A 17,156-nucleotide genomic window follows, 5' to 3' on the forward strand; every position below is an offset into this window, starting at 1 on the left:
ATTTCTAAAAATACTTTGGGAAAACACAATGGTTAAAATACCGGTAAAGAGCATAGAAGATGATACTATATTAGCATTGATAGAGCAACATATCATTAAAGGGAAAACGCAAGACGACACCCTATTATTTCAGGCAGCTAATTATTATTTTAGTACAAATAGAGATTATAAACAAGCAATAATATGGCTCTTAGAAGCGGAAAAATTAAATCCTAAAAATTTCTATTATCCTAATCTAAGACAAAAATTAGCTTCTGAAAACAAAGATTACACTATTGCAATTGAAGCTGCAAAGCGAGCCATTTCAATTGCTGATAAGGAGAAAATGAAAAAAACTATTGATAGTTTGAACAATAAAATTTCAGATTGGGAAATCTTGTTAAAAAAATAATAGTGTAAAATTAAAATAATACAATTACTATAATGGATATACAAAACATTCTTTCAAAAAAACTGTTACCAATCGTAATCTTCGTTTTGGCAACACAAACGCTGTTTTCGCAAAACATAGTTCGTTACGATTTATATGTTCGTGATACCATCGTAAACTATTCTGGAAAAGAAAAAAGAGCAATTGCAGTAAATGGTCAAATTCCTATGCCAACATTAACATTTACAGAAGGTGATATTGCTGAAATTTATGTACATAACGAATTAAAAGAAAGCACTTCATTGCATTGGCACGGACTATTTTTACCTAATAAAGAAGATGGTGTCCCAAACCTTACACAAATGCCAATAGAACCGGGAACTACTCACAAATATTCGTTTCCAATAATTCAAAGCGGAACTCATTGGTACCACAGTCATTCAGGATTACAGGAACAAATTGGTATGTATGGTATGTTCATTATGAACAAAAAACAAAATGACAAAACATTCCGAAAAGGTATAGATGATTTACCAACTGTGCCTATTATTTTAAGTGAATGGACCGATTTAAAACCCGAGAACGTTCACAGAATGTTACACAATGCAACCGATTGGTTTGCAATTAAAAAAGGAACAACACAAAGTTATGCTGAAGCCATAAAACAAGGTCATTTCAAAACAAAAATAGCCAATGAATGGAAACGAATGAATGCTATGGATGTGAGCGATGTATATTATGATAAGTTTCTGATTAATGGTAAAAATGAAAGTCAGTTATCACAGTTTAAAAGTGGAGATAAAGTTCGTTTGCGTGTGGCAAATGGTGGAGCTTCATCATACTTTTGGTTAACTTATGCTGGAGGAAAAATAACAGTTGTAGCTAGTGATGGTAACGATGTAGAACCTGTTGAAGTAGATAGATTATTGATAGCAGTATCCGAGACTTATGACATTATAGTTACAATTCCTGCAAGTAATACTTCTTATGAATTTTTAGCAACTCCAGAAGACCGCACAAAATCTACTTCATTATACATTGGAAATGGCATCAAACAATTGATTGCTCCGTTGCCAAAATTAAAATATTTTGAGGGAATGAAAATGATGAACGGAATGATGAAAATGAATGGGGATTTAGATGATATGGGAATGAGTATGTCCTTAAATCAAATGGATATGAATGTAGTAATGTACCCAGAAATAACTGGTGCAGTAAGCGCAAAACATAAGGGTACTATGAGCGATATGGAAACGAGTACCGATCATTCCAATCACAATCAAAATCAGTACAATGCCAATGCGTTATCTACAATTACAACACTCAATTATGCCATGTTGAAAGCGACCGATAAAACAACTTTACCCAAAGATGCCCCAGTAAAAGAACTTCGTTTTGAACTAACAGGTAACATGAACCGATATGTTTGGAGTTTAGACAATAAAGTAGTTTCTGAAACAGATAAAATCCTAATAAAAAAAGGAGAAAACATTAGAATTACACTTTACAATGGTTCCATGATGCGTCATCCAATGCACTTACATGGACATGATTTCAGAATATTAAATGGTCAAGAGGAATATGCACCATTAAAAAATGTAATGGACTTAATGCCTATGGAAACCAACATAATTGAATTCAATGCCAATGTTGAAGGAGATTGGTTTTTTCATTGTCATATTTTGTATCACATGATGGCAGGAATGGGAAGAGTATTCACCTATGAAAACCAAACGCCAAATCCGCTAATTCCAAATCCAAAAGTAGCACAAAGAAAATTATTTGCCGATGATAGAGCTTTTCATTTCATGGCAGAAAATGATTTTGCTACTAATGGAAATGATGGTATGGCAATGATCCAAAATACACGTTGGAGTTTAGGTGCAGAATGGCGACTAGGATACAATGATATGCATGGTTATGAAGCCGAATTTCATTTAGGCAGATACATAGGAAAAATGCAGTGGTTGATGCCTTTTATTGGTTTCGATTGGCGTTACAGGAATATGGATGGAATGATAGAAAAAAACATTTTTGGACAAGAAAATACCAAAGATAAAAGAGCCGTTCTAAGTGCCGGGGTTAATTACACATTACCAATGTTAGTAATTGCTCAAGCAGAAGTATTTCAGGATGGAAACATAAGATTACAGTTAATGAGAGAGGATATTCCAATTTCAAAACGCTTAAGAATGGGGTTTATGGTAAACACCGATACAGAATTTATGCTAGATGCACGTTACATTTTAAAAAGAAATATAAGTTTAAGAACACATTACGATAGTGATATGGGATTTGGGTTAGGTATTAGTTTAAATTATTAAAAAAGTTTCAATCAAAAATTAATACCAAAGAAATTGAACCCAAAAATCAACCAATTATTAACAGATTTAAACGAACAGTTAAATTTTACTGATTTAGAAATAGACGACCCAATCAAGCGTTGTGAAAGTGCTATAGATATTATTTTGAAATCACTTCAAAAATTAAAAGTATTATTTGAAAAAGAGAAAAATAAATCAAGTCAACAAGAAATAGAGTTCTTTAAAAATGTAAAGCCAAAATTTACGTCAAAACTAATTTATTATAACGTTATATTCAAAATTGAAACGAAGAAACCGCATGGTGGTGAAAGAATTATCAAAAGATACCTTAATAACGAATTAGATAAACTTAAAAGATATTTTGATGGTAACTTAGACTTCTACAGATATTACAGAACAGGAAGCAGCTATTTAGATCACAAATATTTTTTACGAGGAAAAATCGATGTAAAATTAGCTTTAGATAGTTTTTATTTTGAAGCAGATCATACATTTTCAACCTCTCACGATTTTAAAGTAGCAAAGATTTTAGCGCACGATTTAATCCAAGTTTATCTCGAAGATAAATTGTTGATGATGGAAAATAAAGACACAAAGGAAAAATCACAAGTCAACCCGAAGGTAAAGCAAACTTGGACAGGTTCTAAAGTCGCATTAATAGAGCTTTTGTATGCTTTGCATACCGAAGGTGTGTTTAATAATGGAGCATCCGATTTGAAAGATATTGCGGAGTATTTTGAAAACATATTCAACATCGATTTAGGTCAGTATCACAGGGCTTTCCTTGAAATTAGAATGCGAAAATCTGACCAAACCAAATTCCTAAACGCATTAAAAGAAAAATTAGTAAAACGGATGGAAAACACAGACGACTTACTTTAAGACCAATAAATACAACACTTTGTATAAAAATCTATCACAACTTGTGATTGACTTGTGATTTAAAACTATTCAAAAACTACAAATTTGTGCCATAACAATCTAAAACATACGTTATGGCAATCGAAGTTATTACACGCGAAGACTTAAACGAATTCAGAAGTCTTCTTTTGAACGATTTAAAAGAAATCATTCAATCCAAACCGCAACAAACAAAACAGTGGCTCAAATCCAATGAAGTCCGTAAACTGTTAAACATTTCTCCAGGTACTTTGCAAAATCTCCGCATCAACGGAACACTCACCTACACCAAAATAGGTGGCATAATGTATTATGACAATTCAGATATTGATAAGTTATTAAATGGAAATAAGGTAAATGCTTTACCTACTCTGTTCAAATAATTTTAGCAATTATGAATTATATCAAACACTTAACTGGTTTCTTCGAAAAAGTAGCCATTGATAAAACGCTAAATCCAACACACGTAAGTTTATACATTGCATTGTTTCAATTTTGGAATTGCAATCGTTTCAAAAATCCAATCAGTATTAATCGCGATGAGGTAATGCGAATAAGTAAAATAAGTTCCAAAGCAACCTATCATAAATGTCTGAAGAACTTGCATAGTTTGGGTTATATCAATTACGAACCATCATACAATCCATTCAAAGGAAGTCATGTCATTTTATTCAACTTTTCAGAAGATTTAAAACCGCTGCCAAAATCCGAAAGAAAACCAAAAAATGAACCACTTATTGAACTTGTTTCTGAACAAGCTTTGAACAAGTCTTGTACTAGTAGTGAAACAGGTACTGAACAAGCAGTAGTACCTTCTATAAACTATATAAACAATACAAACATTTTAAACGATAAAAACGTTTCAAACTTGGAAAAGCACTCAAAAAATTTTGTAGAAATAAATAATTTGGATTTAAAAAACGATGATGAAGAAAAAGAAAAAAGTTCCGCAAAAAAAGAAAAAGAAGAAAAGTCACAGCCAACAATCGAAGAAGTCAAAATCTATTTCCAAGAAAATAACTTTCCGGAACAAGAAGCTCAAAAATTCTTCAACTATTTCAAAAGTGTCGGTTGGTTAGTCGGAGGTAAAACACCAATGGTCGATTGGCAAGCAGCAGCACAAAATTGGATGATTAACGCACCAAAATTTATTTCAAATGCAGAACAACCAAACAGAGCAAAACAACTCAACACAACAACCAACAAAGACTATTCAGAGCCATTATAGCTATGATGAGGTCATTACTTGGTTAGAAAATAAAGGAGTTGAACTATATGGCAATCATTTCAAAATCATTGAAACCGATTATCCAATTGTGTACAAACTAATCGCGTATTTCTTAAAAGACGAACCAACATGTTTTCAATATGGAATAAACCTCAACAAAGGAATTCTACTAACCGGACCAATCGGCTGCGGTAAAACATCATTGATGAATTTAATGAAATACCTAACAGCAACAGAACATAAGTTTTTCGTAAAACCATGTCGCGATATCAGCTTTGAATTCATCCAGGACGGCTACCAAATAATCCACAAATACAGCAATGGCAAACTATACCAATCAGAACCAAGAACCTATTGCTTTGACGATTTAGGAACAGAAAACAACTTAAAATATTTTGGTAACGAATGCAATGTCATGGCAGAAATTCTATTGAGCAGATATGATCTATTCATTTCAAAAAAACTATTTACTCACATAACCACCAACCTATCAGCCACAGAAATTGAAAAACATTACGGCAATCGAGTTCGCTCACGATTACGAGAGATGGTAAATTTAATAGCATTTGAAAAATCAGCTCAAGACAAAAGATAAAATCCGTATAAATCCGCGTTGCGAAGCATCTGTTTCATCCGCGTTCCAATAACAAGAAACAATATGAACACAATAACCAACTTCTGGAACTACTTCCAACAAAACAACTTCGTTTTCCTTCTTCTAAACGAAATACCAAAAGACCAACTAAAAATCCATTTCGACAAACTAATCGAGATACTACATCAATACAACAAAAACCTAGACCTCATCATTAAAAACAAAAAAAACGGTGCAGAGATAATCATTACAGCAAACGGAAATCCTTATCTTTTCAAAGAAGTAGAGTTACTAGTCCATCATGCACCAATTGTAGAACGTTGGAAAATAACTGCATTCCTCCAACCCGAAACCAACCTAACCAAATACGAAATTGGCACCGACAAACCACTAGAATATTACGGCATCACTTTGCGAATAAGCGAAATGTATTTCATCCCATTAGAAAAGCCAAACAAACCAACCGATTTAGGTATAAAAGTGTTACTCAAAAACTACATTATCCATAAAGAAAACTCAAGACTTCGCGAAGCTGTTTATGTTCACATCGAGTATTTAATTGGAGAAAAAGCATTTGCTAATGATATTGCTTTTATTGAGATTGGACAATTAGAAGGCGACGATGAAAACCAAATCGAATTGTATAATCTAAAATCTTACATCGACATTGAAATGAAAAGTTAAGTTTTGGCAATAATTCTCATTTACTGCCAAAACTTAACTAATATTTTGTTTGCAAAACACTACACAATCTGTAGTAAATCGCAAATGAAATATCAATTTCTGAAAAAAAAATTGATAACTCGGTTAATAAGTCAAATTGCATCAAAACAAATCATTAGGAATTATTTTATATTTTAGTAGATTAATAAAAAATTTACTAATGATAGAGAAGATAGAGGTAAAAAAAGTAGCATCATATGATGAAACTGGTATTAAAATTACAAATTTGAAAAAAGTAAATTTTATTTATGGTGCAAATGGTTGCGGGAAAACTACAATATCAAATTTTCTACATGACAAAACAAATTTTGATAATTGTTCAATAGATTGGAAAAACGGTCAAGAATTAAAAACTCTTGTTTATAATAAGGAATTTAGGCTACGTAATTTTGGTAGTGGAAAAATTGGAGGTGTATTTACTCTTGGTGAAGCAACTACAGAACAAATCACTGCTATAAATGAAAAGGTAGAAGCATTAAAAGTAATAAAAGCTGATGGTGCAAAAAAAAGAGAAACTTTGAATACTCAAATTCTTAAAAAAGAAAAATTAGAAAATGATTTTAAAGAAGTTACTTGGACAAAAATCTATAAAAAATATGAAACTACTTTTAAAGAAGCATTTACAGGTTCTTTACAGAAAGAAAGTTTTAAAAATAAATTACTATCTGAATTTAGCAGTAATACAAAAGCATTGTTGTCATTTGATGAAATAACTGAAAAAGCTAAGACCATTTTTGGAAAAGTTCCTCAAAGTATAACGCTAATAAATGTAATAGAATTTGATAGAATTATCGAAATAGAAAACAATCCAATTTGGAAAAAAGTAATTGTTGGTAAAGCAGATGTTGATATTGCAAAGCTTATCCAAAAATTGAATATTAACGATTGGGTAAATCAAGGTAGAAATTATATCCAAGAAGATAATACTACTTGTCCGTTTTGTCAACAAGAAACAATTTCAGAAGATTTCAAAAAACAATTAGAAGATTATTTTGACGAAACTTATTTAAATGATTTGAATACAATAAAAACGTTAAAAGAAGAATATAATTCTTTGATGAACAACTTTGTAAATGAATTGAACAATCTTGAAACCAATCAAAAATCATTTCCTGATACAAAATTAAATATTGATAGATTTTCCGCTTATTTAAAAACATTAATTGGACAGAATACTGCAAACAGCGAATATCTAAATAATAAAACAAAAGAACCCAGCAGAAGTATTGAATTAATTTCAGTAAAGGAACAATTAGATTTAATTTCAGATTTAATTGTAAATGCTAATACAGAAATTACAAAACACAATGATATTGTAGCAAATTTTGCTACGGAAAAAACAAGCTTAATTCAATCGATTTGGAAATACATAATTGAAGAATTCAAAACTGATATTGTAAAATTTAATGCAGAGAATAATGGTTTACAAACTGGAAATACTGCTCTTCAAAGTCAATTAACTGCTAAATTAAAAGAATATAGTGATTTAGATATTGAAATTAAAAATTTAAGCAAGAATGTAACCAGTATCCAGCCAACTATTAATGAAATTAATCGACTTTTAAAGTCTTATGGCTTTTTAAGTTTTGAAATTGTACCATCATCAGAAGATGGGTTTTATCAAATTCAGAGAGAAGACGGTACAATTGCCGAAGCAACATTAAGCGAAGGTGAAATTACATTTATTACTTTTCTGTATTATTTGCAATTAGCTAAAGGAGGAAGTTCTGAAGAAACTGTGAATGATGAAAGAATTTTAGTTATTGATGATCCAATTTCAAGTTTAGACAGCAATGTATTATTTGTTGTTAGTACGCTTATAAAAGATATTATTAAAAGTATTAAATCAGAAACAGGAAACATCAAACAAATTATTCTTTTAACTCATAATGTCTATTTTCATAAAGAAGTATCTTTCATTGACGGAAGAACTAAGTTTTGTGCAAAAACAAATTTTTGGATATTAAGAAAAAACGAAAAATTTACGAATATTCAATTTTTCAATATGGAAAACCCGATAAAATCATCTTATGAATTATTGTGGCAAGAATTAAAAAATGAAAATGTAAAATCCAGTATTACTGTTCAAAATATTATGAGAAGAATAATTGAAAACTACTTTAAACTTTTTGGGAAATATGGCGATGATGATTTAATACAAAAGTTTACTACTAAAGAAGAACAAGAAATATGTTCATCATTAATTAGTTGGATAAATGATGGCTCACATAGTATCAATGATGATTTATTCGTTGAATTACAAGATAGAACTATTGAAAATTATAAAAAAGTTTTTAAAGACATTTTCGTTCTAACAAACCACGAAGGACATTTTAATATGATGATGGGAATAAGTGAATTAATAAATACTGAAGAAGAAATAGTTTAGTAAAAACAATAAATTATGATTAAAGTTTATTTAGATTGGAATGTTATGTCAGGAATGAAGAATAATTATTTTCCTGAATTGAGTAATCTAATTTTAAACAAGGATAAATTTTTACTAGTATATTCTACATCGCATATTGGGGATATTTTCGCAAGTATCAAAAATCATAGCGAAGAAGAACAAAGGTTAATTCGAGAAGATTTAGATTATATAACCCATTTAACCAATGACTTATGTTTGGTCAATAATTCAAAAGAAGTTACTTTAAGTAAATATGAACCAGGAGAATTACTGGATGATAGAATTAGAGAAGCACCGATGTTTCAAAATTTCAGCCTTGATAGTTTGTTTAGTTCCGTTGAAGAGAATGATCCAATGTTTGGATTAGTAAATTCTATGAAAAATATGATTTCTTCAATACCATTAGACATTGCATTTAAAGAAGCTTTTGAAAACCCTGAAAGTGCAGCAATGCTGAACAAAATGTTTCCAGGATTAAAAGAAGATCAAACAATGAATGGTTTCTTCAAAAGTTTTGGTCAAATGTTTCACAATATGAATGAAACAGAAGACTACAAAGATTTAAGAAATATGGTTCAACAAATTGGAGTAAACAGTGGACATTTCAACGAAAATAAAAACCCTTTTGAAATTATTGATAATGCTTACAAGAAAACAGGAATAGACAATTTTAATGTTGATCAATATTTTGATAAAACTAAAAATGCTCCAGAATGGTTTAACGATATTACTAATGAGTATGTTAAGTTAGATTTGCATGGCTTCAAAGCTGACAAAGTAAAAGTCACTGACAAAGAGAAAAACACTTTTAAGAATACAACTGAAGATGCCTCTCATTCTGCATTTGCATCAAGATGCGAATTTTATATTACCAATGACGACAAAAATTATCACAAAGCAAAAGCAGTATTTCAAAAACTAGGGATTTATACCATTGTTGTAAAGCCAAGGGAGTTCATTCAATATTATAACTTATTTCTTAGTGCAAAAAGTTTTGATGATCACTTTATAAGTATAAATGAAGAATTAAAAAGAATTGAAAATTTTCAAGAACAAAAATATGAAAGTGGAGAAAGTTTTGGCTGGGTAAATTATACAAATCAGTATTTTTTTAATTTCTTTAATAAAATTCTAATCCCAAATTCAGAGGTAAATGATGCTTTGTTTATTCTGGGAAAAGAAAATCCATCAAGGAGCTATATTATTAGTCAACGTGAAATTGAAGCAATGCTAAAGTTATTTGCAGATAAATTAGGTTCAGATATAAATGGAAAATCATATTTTGAAGTAGGTGAAATAAATAGTAATGAAGATTGGTCAGGGCGAATTTGGGAAACTAGTATTGGTCAAATTAATATCAAAAGGTTAAATGGTTGGTTTCAAATGTATTTTTATCCAATTGAGAAAAATTAAATTAAATCGTAATTTCAAAAATGAAACACACAATAAAACTATTCTTAAAATTAGGTAGCGAGAAAAACATTCTTGATTTATTCGAAAATGGAACAATCTACATGAATACAATTGAATATTTCCGCAAAGTTGAAGATGAAGAATTGCGAGGCGATAAATACGAAGGAGTTTCAAGAGTAATTAATTCTTTACCAGGCACTTTCAAAATACCAGGAATTGACAGAGAATTTAATTATATCAAAGTCCATTTAAAAGAAAGCTACAAAGAAGTTTTGGGTAATATTTATTCTTTATATGCAATATCTTCAAAAGGTTTTCCTAATCCATTAGATTTTAAGTTTGATGAAGGAAATTTACGTTTTGGAACTCATGGAGTTTTGATTAAAAACCTACCTCTTTTTTTCAATAAAATAGAAAGTGAACTCAAAAAGAACAATTTAAAATTCAGTCATGGTTTTGTTGATTACTATGATAAAGAAGAAGTTTCCAGAGAAATAACATTATTTGAAAAACCTCTTGAATTTGAACACCAAAAAGAATTCCGATTTTATGTAGAAAATGACAAAATTGAACCAATAAAAATTCAAATTGGTAGCATGAAAGATTATGCTGAAGTATTCAAAATAGAAGACCTTTTAGAATTGAAGTTAGAAATGAAAAAATAGTTTTTAAGTAACAAATAGTATTCTTACATTTGAAAAAATAAACTAAATAGTATATTAAATAATCATAAAATACACTTAAAAGTGTATTTTTGTTTGCAAACTAATAATAAAGTGAATATATTTGCTCTAGAAATATGGGATGATGAAGCTGCTAAATGCACTTTTTACACCGTAAAATATGATGATGCCGAGACAAATGAAACTGATTTATTCTTTGAAAAATATGATGCAATAGCAGAATATAAAGAAGCAAATCAAGAATTGTTGTCTTTTGTATTGTTATCAATTGGTAATGATCACGGAGCAATAGATGAATTATTCAATAGAGATGAAAACGAAGTTAAGGGATTACCTGTACAAGGTAAAAGAACAATCGAAAATATTACTTACCACTTTCCAGAATTTCCATTAAGATTATACGCCTTAAAAATCACAAACAACATAGTTATACTTTTCAATGGAGGTATCAAAGATGGTCCAACAAATCAAACAAGTTCATTGCATTTAGAATGGAGAGCAGCATGTGAATTCGCAAAACGAATTAATGAAGCTTTACAAGATGGAACAATAATTGTAAATGAAAAACATAGAAAACTTACTAATTATGATGGTTCAGATGAAATCATCCTCTAAAAATCCAAAACAATGAGAAGCAAAGTAGCACAAAGAATTTTAGCAGAAACACCGGAAGAAACAAAAATCTTCGCGAGATTATATGCTGATATCGTGGTTCGAGTAAATCAGTTGTTAAAAGCAAAAGGATTTAGCCAAAAAGATTTAGCAGATAAGCTAGAAAAAAGACCTTCCGAGGTTAACAAATGGTTGGTAGGAGAACATAACTTTACGTTACGTTCTTTAGCCAAACTTGAAGCAGAACTTGGGGAACCAATTATTAATGTTCCACAAAGAAAGCCAATGGGAACAACTGGATATGTAACACTCTATAGAAACAATACTATAAATACAGATGTAACATATACCAGCGCATGGAAAAAATCAAAATCAAATAATAAAACAGCATTAGCAAATGTCAGCTAATTTATTACAACCTGAAAAAATTGAAATTGTTGATTTTAAGATCATAAAAGGACAAATTAATAGTCCATTCGATTTTGAGGAAGAAAAAGTTCAAGGTCACAATTTCAATGTAAACTTTGAATTGGGCTTTAATATTCCAGATAAATTAATTAAAGCTGATTTTTCAGTAAATGTTGAAACCAAAAGTGAAAAACAAGATGGCGAAGAAGCAATCGGAGCGTTCAGTTTTGTTTATGTTTTTCATGTGGATAATATTGAAGAATTAACCAAATTAGAAGAAGACAATACAGTTACAATAAGTCCTGCCTTAGGAAATGCTTTAGCTGCAATTACATATTCAACATCAAGAGGAATATTAATGACACGTTTTCAAGGTACAGCTTTAAGTAATTTTATATTGCCAGTTATCAATCCAAATAAGTTGATAGAATAATCTTTTATTCTTCAAAAAGTATATTTTGTCCCATTTATAGTAAATATTTGGGACATTTTTTTTAATCAAATAATTCGAAAATGAAAAATTTTGAAAAGTTCGTAAAGCATATTGTTACCAAATGGAGAGATGAAGGTAAATTAATATTAGAGAGAGGTGGCTTGGGTGTTCCAATGCCAAATAGAACAGCTGGAGATTTTGCAGAAAAATTTATTATTAATAAAATTGGACAATTAACTCCAAAATATCAATCATTTTTGGCTTCCGGTAGTCAAACACCTGCCGATATCTATTCGATTGCAAGACGAGATGGATATTGGCACATCATGCTAATCCAAGTTAAAAGTTCAAAAGTCAAAGACAATATATATGAATTATCAGCTACAGAAATAAAACAATTTTCTGAACTTGCAAAGCTCATTAAATCTGAAATTTCAAATTGTGACATATTGGAAGATTATAAAAAGAAACCAATAATAATTACAACTGGTTATGCAGGTGTCTTGTCAATAGAAACGAATAAAACGTTACAACATCGTTTAACAAAAGCTAAAGCATATAAGTTATTCAAAATGAATGCAACTAATCTTGATTTTTCTATAATTAATGGAAAACTCATTACTAGTCATAAATTAGGCTTAAAGTAAATTATCTCATTCATCTGCACAAAAATCGCTCCTAGTCCAAGTATTCCTAGCATCAATTCTTTGTTTGCTTCATTTCGCTAATTTCATTTTTAATAGCGAGAACGTATTTTTTTCGTTTAGTGGTAAATTGACGTTTTAGGTTTTCAGTTGCCACTCCTTCCCAACGCTCCAAAAAAAATTACTGTCATGGTTATTGGTGCAATAACACGTACGCTTCGCAACTCATGCCAGTAATTTTTTTTCCAAAGCTTCTTTACATAATGTGGCATTATAGTGCATAAAGAACTATCCTGCTACTAATCAAAATCTCGGATGCACTATAATAACATTATGTAAAAAAGCCGCTCACCCAACGCGCTTGCCAGTGGCTCCAGGACAACATTTTTTGCAGCTCCCATCGCATCACCCAGCTACAAAAAACACCGTCCTTCGCCACTGTCTTTAACAACGTTCGCCATTTCATAGGAAGCATTACGTTTTTCATTGCATTTAAGAACGTTTACGGTAACTGTTTTATCAACTTTGTGGTTAAATAGGAAGTATTTGCATTGCTTTTGTAAGTAATAAAATGGCTTTTAATTTTATTAAATTTGCCGATGGTAAAAGCCATTTTATTACCCACAAAACCAAAATTCCCAGTAAGACTATCATTTTTTATTTGCCAGAAACCCCACAGTTATTGCTCCAGCGAAAAAGCTGATGCCATAACGTTTTTTAAGATAATCTGCTGCATACTGAACACTGCGATTGTCAACTGAATTTCAGGCATCAGCTTTTCCACTAAAGCAATCAGAAACATCCCAGTAAGCAAATAAAAAATGATACCCTTACTTGCGCTACTGCCACATCGCACTCGTTAGTATGATGCATTGTTTTTTGAAGATGCTTCACATTTTCATAAGACATTTTTCTGCTAACTGAACACTGAGACTGCCAACTGACTTTCAGGCATCCTCAAAAATCAAAACCAAAAGAAAGAGTATCAAATTCTTTGGCCGGATGAATAGCTTTTTTTATTTTATGACTTGGTTAATTCATCCATCCAAAGAATTTGATACCCTTTCCGAAGACGTCTATTTTTCAAATCAAAACTCATTCCTTCAAATAAAATCCGATTATACGATGTCGTTTAGAATTTGAAATCAAAACAAAAAATAAAAAAAAGAGAGCAAAGATAAGTTCCAGGTATTCAAAAAAGCAAGTTCAAGCCCTTCGGGTTTCAGAAAAAATCTCCACCCAAAAAGTTTCAAAATACATTTCACTTCCGATTAGACGCTGCCGATTTCAATCACGTATCGGGTAGTATTTTTTCTGAAAAACTTGCTTTTTTGAAACCTTCCACTTGGACGAATGGCTTTCTTTTTTTCTTTTTTTTCTTTTGAAAAATTTTAATGGGCGGAGCGTAGCGAGGCACATCTGCATTCATCAGAAACTCAACAGGAAATTAGAAGAAAACCTAATTTTTAAATCCGAAGCCATGATGAATTTTATCGTTAAAACCCACAAGAAGGACACAATTTACAACAAACCGCACTTTTTTGTTTTAAACAAAGGAATGAATAGCGGAAAACCACAAAATGAGCCATTCACAAATAGCTTTGTAGTAATCTTTGATAGTGAAGCTGACAGTGAAAATATTTTCTGGATTGCTTATAGCTTGTGGAAATCCAAATTTTGGTATCAGCATTTAGTTGGCTCTGTGATTTCGTTTTTGCGTCTTCCTGATTTCAAAAGAGAGTTTTTTCCAAAATCTAAGCTTTTAATGGAAGAGTACGAAGAACATTTGAAGCATGTTGCAGCTTTAAAACTTCTTGAACTAAAAGAAAAACAATTCAACGAAAACATCAATTTAATCAACGATATGCGTAGAGTTATCGTGCATCGTTACAGTAATAGATAATTTATTTTTTAATCTTTAAAATCAATTCTATGAGTGTATTTTTATTATTTCAAACGGATAGTTGGAAGTCAAAAGCATCAAGAGTTTTCTTTGGAGCTTTTGATAGCAGAACAAAAGCATTAGATTATGCAAAATACAACGATTTGTATTGGTATAATTCAGAAGTTGTAGTGGTTGAGGTCGTTCTCAATCAATTTGGAGAAGTTTAAAATCAAAAAAGCCAGGTCTTGCGACTTGGCTTAATTATTCAATAAAATATAGAAAAAAATCATGAAAATCCGTAAGAATATTAAATCTTATATTTGTAAAAAATCAATTTATGATAAACAGAATATATGCAATATGTAAAACATGTGAAGAGAAATTTATTTTAAGATATAATATTGGAAATCAGTTCCCACAGCGAGTGAATTTTTTTTGTGATACATGTTCTTCTGATCTTGAAATTGGATATGACGAGAAAAGAAAATCAATAATTGGAGGATTAATAATAATTGATAAAGAGCACGACGGTATCATTAAAAATCTTCATCCAGAAATTGTTATTGAAGAGGGAAGAATTAATGATCCTCAATATTTTCCTTCAATTGAATTTATGACAAAAGAGGATGATTTATTTTTATTTAAAGAATATCAATACAGTATTGACTATTATTTTAAACGATGGCAAATTTTATCACTTAATTTTAGACTATTAAAAGATAAAAAATATAATCAACTTCAGAGAAGATTTAATGAAACTGACAACGAGATTATAAAAAGGAAAATATTATCTGATGTTGTTAATTGCATTGATGATTTTATCGTAGGGAAATGGGAAAAAATTTATGAAAATCTCTTTACTGAATTTGAAGCCATAAAATCAAGTACAAATTATAATGAATTTAAAACATTCTTAATCAATGAAGAAGAGGAAATGATTTTAGTGCTTTTTGATACTTTACTCGATTATTTTGAAGCAAGAGAGGAATTGTTGATTACTTTATTAGCTCAAAAATGTAATAAACCAACAATTGGATTATCATCAAATATTTCATGGAAGAAGATTGAAATGATTTATGGAAACTTTTACGAAGTCTATGGAAATCTTTTACATATACCAACAGCTTTAAATAATTTGAAAGAAAGAAATGATTACAAATCATTTAATTCACAAGGATTTACTTTTAGTAATTACTTAACAATTGATAAAGCTGGTAAAACAGCAAATTTCTTAAATAATCCAAATTTAAAAGATTTAGGAGATTATTATTATCCAGCTTACAGAAACGGAACTCATCATAGATCTTCTAAAATAGATAAGGATAATCAAAAAATTATTTTAATAACAGGAAAATCTAGTTCAACAACAACAGTTGTTAATTTTACTGAATATATAGAAAGTTGTAATGAGATATATGCAAGGATTTTAATTTTATTAAAACTTTCAATGCATATAATTTACGAAAATTAAAAAAAGCCAGGTCTTGCGACTTGGCTTTCATTTTGTTTAACCCAAAGGTCACCACAACTAGGGCTAAACTTATTTTTTGTGCTTCTTATTTAGGCTTTTAAGCAGTAACGAAATCGTAAAACTTACAACAGCTCCAACAGTAGCTAAGATAACCGTTTTGGCAATATCATCAGAGGAAAGATTAGGTACAATACTTAAAAATGTGCCTCCAGCAGTTCCCATCAATGTGGGGTTATTTGCTGTCATCAGTTGTAGTAAGCTGACTTGCAGCTGACAAAACTCCTCCGGCTACTGCAACATAACCACCAATGGTAGTTATAATGGCAGGTAACGCGATTGGAGCTGCTAAAATAGTTCCACCAACGGCAGCTAATGCCAACCCAACAGTTCGAAGCACTTTGAAAAATTTTGGCGTGGGAGCTTTTGCTCTATTAATGATTTTTTTCATAATTACGTTTTTTGTCATCCTGTAAAGGATCTATTGGATAATTAATTCAACACTTTCTTTATTGTCCAAAGCTTTGTAAACAAACGCTTTTAGCTTCGTAAAAGCTTTTCTCGACATCAAACCTAAACCAGGTCCAGAAAGTTTAGTAACAGGAGCAATACAGCCGTGCAATTCTTTTTGAGCATTATTAGCAGGATGAAAAAGAATAAACTTTCTATTCGGCACATTCACCAATTCCAAATGCCATTTGTATTTTGCACTGTATCGCTTTCTAATAAAATATTTCCCTTCCGGAACACAGGAAACCTTCGTTTCGTTCATCTTCCACGGCAATTCGATTGTATTGCAAATCAATTTGCCTTCGCATTCGAGTTTACCATTCGTTCCTTCAGGGAAATAAGTTCTAGTTAACCAAATAACCATTACACACCGCTATCAACTTTCGCTACAGACAATGGGTTAAAAGCACCATTTTTCAATGGATACATTTGCCCATTAATCTCTTGATAGAACTCAACACCTAAAGCCAAAAACAATGGCTTAGTTGAGTTAGTGGAAAAAACGGTCAAATTGACCACCACCTTCCAGTCTAAATTGACCATCGATTTC

Annotated in this window: 20 protein-coding genes and 1 pseudogene; 17 read left to right on the forward strand and 4 right to left on the reverse strand. The window is 30.7% G+C overall.

Annotated features, from left to right (window positions below; translation table 11 throughout):
• The 17 genes from B2741_RS00385 to B2741_RS00465 form a co-directional block, all read left to right on the forward strand.
• A partial coding sequence (locus B2741_RS00385) for a tetratricopeptide repeat protein (protein ID WP_414655291.1) occupies positions 1–391 on the forward strand: 391 nt, incomplete at its 5' end.
• A gap of 32 nt (positions 392–423) precedes the next feature.
• Positions 424–2,694, forward strand: coding sequence for a multicopper oxidase domain-containing protein (locus B2741_RS00390; RefSeq protein ID WP_064715047.1), 2,271 nt, complete (start codon positions 424–426; stop codon positions 2,692–2,694).
• A 33-nt stretch (positions 2,695–2,727) separates the two neighbouring features.
• On the forward strand, positions 2,728–3,576 hold the full coding sequence (locus B2741_RS00395; protein ID WP_291134283.1) for an RteC domain-containing protein: 849 nt from the start codon (positions 2,728–2,730) through the stop codon (positions 3,574–3,576).
• 113 nt (positions 3,577–3,689) lie between these two features.
• Positions 3,690–3,977, forward strand: coding sequence for a helix-turn-helix domain-containing protein (locus tag B2741_RS00400; RefSeq protein WP_064715049.1), 288 nt, complete (start codon positions 3,690–3,692; stop codon positions 3,975–3,977).
• An 11-nt stretch (positions 3,978–3,988) separates the two neighbouring features.
• A complete protein-coding gene (locus tag B2741_RS00405; protein WP_291134287.1) occupies positions 3,989–4,822 on the forward strand; it encodes a transcriptional regulator in 834 nt (277 codons plus the stop codon).
• Positions 4,752–5,417: a hypothetical protein gene (locus B2741_RS00410; RefSeq protein WP_064715051.1), complete on the forward strand. Its 666-nt coding sequence runs from the start codon at positions 4,752–4,754 to the stop codon at positions 5,415–5,417. The genes B2741_RS00405 and B2741_RS00410 overlap by 71 nt, the downstream gene beginning before the upstream one ends.
• A gap of 63 nt (positions 5,418–5,480) precedes the next feature.
• The gene (locus B2741_RS00415) at positions 5,481–6,101 is read left to right on the forward strand and encodes a hypothetical protein (protein WP_291134291.1); all 621 of its coding nucleotides are present in this window, start codon (positions 5,481–5,483) and stop codon (positions 6,099–6,101) included.
• A 199-nt stretch (positions 6,102–6,300) separates the two neighbouring features.
• Entirely contained in the window at positions 6,301–8,529 is a 2,229-nt protein-coding gene (locus tag B2741_RS00420; protein ID WP_291134294.1) for an AAA family ATPase, read from the forward strand.
• Between the two features lie 15 nt (positions 8,530–8,544).
• Positions 8,545–9,963, forward strand: a complete 1,419-nt coding sequence (locus B2741_RS00425; RefSeq protein ID WP_291134298.1) for a hypothetical protein — start codon at positions 8,545–8,547, stop codon at positions 9,961–9,963.
• Positions 9,964–9,983: 20 nt separating this feature from the next.
• Positions 9,984–10,628, forward strand: coding sequence for a hypothetical protein (locus B2741_RS00430; RefSeq protein ID WP_291134301.1), 645 nt, complete (start codon positions 9,984–9,986; stop codon positions 10,626–10,628).
• 111 nt (positions 10,629–10,739) lie between these two features.
• Positions 10,740–11,261, forward strand: coding sequence for a hypothetical protein (locus B2741_RS00435; RefSeq protein ID WP_169522451.1), 522 nt, complete (start codon positions 10,740–10,742; stop codon positions 11,259–11,261).
• A 12-nt stretch (positions 11,262–11,273) separates the two neighbouring features.
• Positions 11,274–11,666 (forward strand): helix-turn-helix domain-containing protein, encoded by a 393-nt coding sequence (locus tag B2741_RS00440; RefSeq protein ID WP_291134306.1) that lies wholly within the window; start codon positions 11,274–11,276, stop codon positions 11,664–11,666.
• Positions 11,656–12,099, forward strand: coding sequence for a hypothetical protein (locus tag B2741_RS00445; protein ID WP_065213563.1), 444 nt, complete (start codon positions 11,656–11,658; stop codon positions 12,097–12,099). Before B2741_RS00440 ends, B2741_RS00445 begins: the two co-directional genes overlap by 11 nt.
• Before the next feature lie 80 nt (positions 12,100–12,179).
• The gene (locus B2741_RS00450; RefSeq protein WP_291134321.1) at positions 12,180–12,746 is read left to right on the forward strand and encodes a hypothetical protein; all 567 of its coding nucleotides are present in this window, start codon (positions 12,180–12,182) and stop codon (positions 12,744–12,746) included.
• A gap of 1,477 nt (positions 12,747–14,223) precedes the next feature.
• Entirely contained in the window at positions 14,224–14,646 is a 423-nt protein-coding gene (locus tag B2741_RS00455; protein WP_291134324.1) for a DUF6943 family protein, read from the forward strand.
• Positions 14,647–14,675: 29 nt separating this feature from the next.
• Positions 14,676–14,855, forward strand: a complete 180-nt coding sequence (locus B2741_RS00460) for a hypothetical protein (protein ID WP_064715057.1) — start codon at positions 14,676–14,678, stop codon at positions 14,853–14,855.
• A 110-nt stretch (positions 14,856–14,965) separates the two neighbouring features.
• On the forward strand, positions 14,966–16,099 hold the full coding sequence (locus B2741_RS00465; RefSeq protein WP_291134327.1) for a hypothetical protein: 1,134 nt from the start codon (positions 14,966–14,968) through the stop codon (positions 16,097–16,099).
• Positions 16,100–16,168: 69 nt separating this feature from the next.
• Here the strand turns inward: B2741_RS00465 and B2741_RS00470 are convergent, their stop codons facing one another.
• The 4 genes and pseudogenes from B2741_RS00470 to B2741_RS00485 form a co-directional block, all read right to left on the reverse strand.
• The gene (locus B2741_RS00470) at positions 16,169–16,345 is read right to left on the reverse strand and encodes a hypothetical protein (RefSeq protein ID WP_160169123.1); all 177 of its coding nucleotides are present in this window, start codon (positions 16,343–16,345) and stop codon (positions 16,169–16,171) included.
• Positions 16,332–16,547, reverse strand: coding sequence for a hypothetical protein (locus tag B2741_RS00475; RefSeq protein WP_291134331.1), 216 nt, complete (start codon positions 16,545–16,547; stop codon positions 16,332–16,334). Before B2741_RS00475 ends, B2741_RS00470 begins: the two co-directional genes overlap by 14 nt.
• Positions 16,548–16,577: 30 nt before the next feature.
• Positions 16,578–16,970 (reverse strand): DUF5675 family protein, encoded by a 393-nt coding sequence (locus B2741_RS00480; RefSeq protein ID WP_291134334.1) that lies wholly within the window; start codon positions 16,968–16,970, stop codon positions 16,578–16,580.
• Positions 16,970–17,156, reverse strand: a pseudogene (locus B2741_RS00485) (hypothetical protein); the annotation flags it as partial. The gene B2741_RS00480 and the pseudogene B2741_RS00485, both read right to left, overlap by 1 nt.

The organism is Flavobacterium sp. UBA7663 (genome assembly GCF_002483315.1).
Lineage (GTDB): Bacteria > Bacteroidota > Bacteroidia > Flavobacteriales > Flavobacteriaceae > Flavobacterium.

Bases quoted from the DNA above. Each gene is read 5' to 3' on its own strand.
- B2741_RS00390 (WP_064715047.1), top strand. From the start codon at position 424: ATGGATATACAAAACATTCTTTCAAAAAAACTGTTACCAATCGTAATC.
- B2741_RS00400 (WP_064715049.1), top strand. From the start codon at position 3,690: ATGGCAATCGAAGTTATTACACGCGAAGACTTAAACGAATTCAGAAGT.
- B2741_RS00405 (WP_291134287.1), top strand. From the start codon at position 3,989: ATGAATTATATCAAACACTTAACTGGTTTCTTCGAAAAAGTAGCCATT.
- B2741_RS00410 (WP_064715051.1), top strand. From the start codon at position 4,752: ATGCAGAACAACCAAACAGAGCAAAACAACTCAACACAACAACCAACA.
- B2741_RS00415 (WP_291134291.1), top strand. From the start codon at position 5,481: ATGAACACAATAACCAACTTCTGGAACTACTTCCAACAAAACAACTTC.
- B2741_RS00420 (WP_291134294.1), top strand. From the start codon at position 6,301: ATGATAGAGAAGATAGAGGTAAAAAAAGTAGCATCATATGATGAAACT.
- B2741_RS00425 (WP_291134298.1), top strand. From the start codon at position 8,545: ATGATTAAAGTTTATTTAGATTGGAATGTTATGTCAGGAATGAAGAAT.
- B2741_RS00430 (WP_291134301.1), top strand. From the start codon at position 9,984: ATGAAACACACAATAAAACTATTCTTAAAATTAGGTAGCGAGAAAAAC.
- B2741_RS00440 (WP_291134306.1), top strand. From the start codon at position 11,274: ATGAGAAGCAAAGTAGCACAAAGAATTTTAGCAGAAACACCGGAAGAA.
- B2741_RS00445 (WP_065213563.1), top strand. From the start codon at position 11,656: ATGTCAGCTAATTTATTACAACCTGAAAAAATTGAAATTGTTGATTTT.
- B2741_RS00450 (WP_291134321.1), top strand. From the start codon at position 12,180: ATGAAAAATTTTGAAAAGTTCGTAAAGCATATTGTTACCAAATGGAGA.
- B2741_RS00455 (WP_291134324.1), top strand. From the start codon at position 14,224: ATGATGAATTTTATCGTTAAAACCCACAAGAAGGACACAATTTACAAC.
- B2741_RS00460 (WP_064715057.1), top strand. From the start codon at position 14,676: ATGAGTGTATTTTTATTATTTCAAACGGATAGTTGGAAGTCAAAAGCA.
- B2741_RS00465 (WP_291134327.1), top strand. From the start codon at position 14,966: ATGATAAACAGAATATATGCAATATGTAAAACATGTGAAGAGAAATTT.
- B2741_RS00470 (WP_160169123.1), bottom strand. From the start codon at position 16,345: ATGACAGCAAATAACCCCACATTGATGGGAACTGCTGGAGGCACATTT.
- B2741_RS00475 (WP_291134331.1), bottom strand. From the start codon at position 16,547: ATGAAAAAAATCATTAATAGAGCAAAAGCTCCCACGCCAAAATTTTTC.
- B2741_RS00480 (WP_291134334.1), bottom strand. From the start codon at position 16,970: ATGGTTATTTGGTTAACTAGAACTTATTTCCCTGAAGGAACGAATGGT.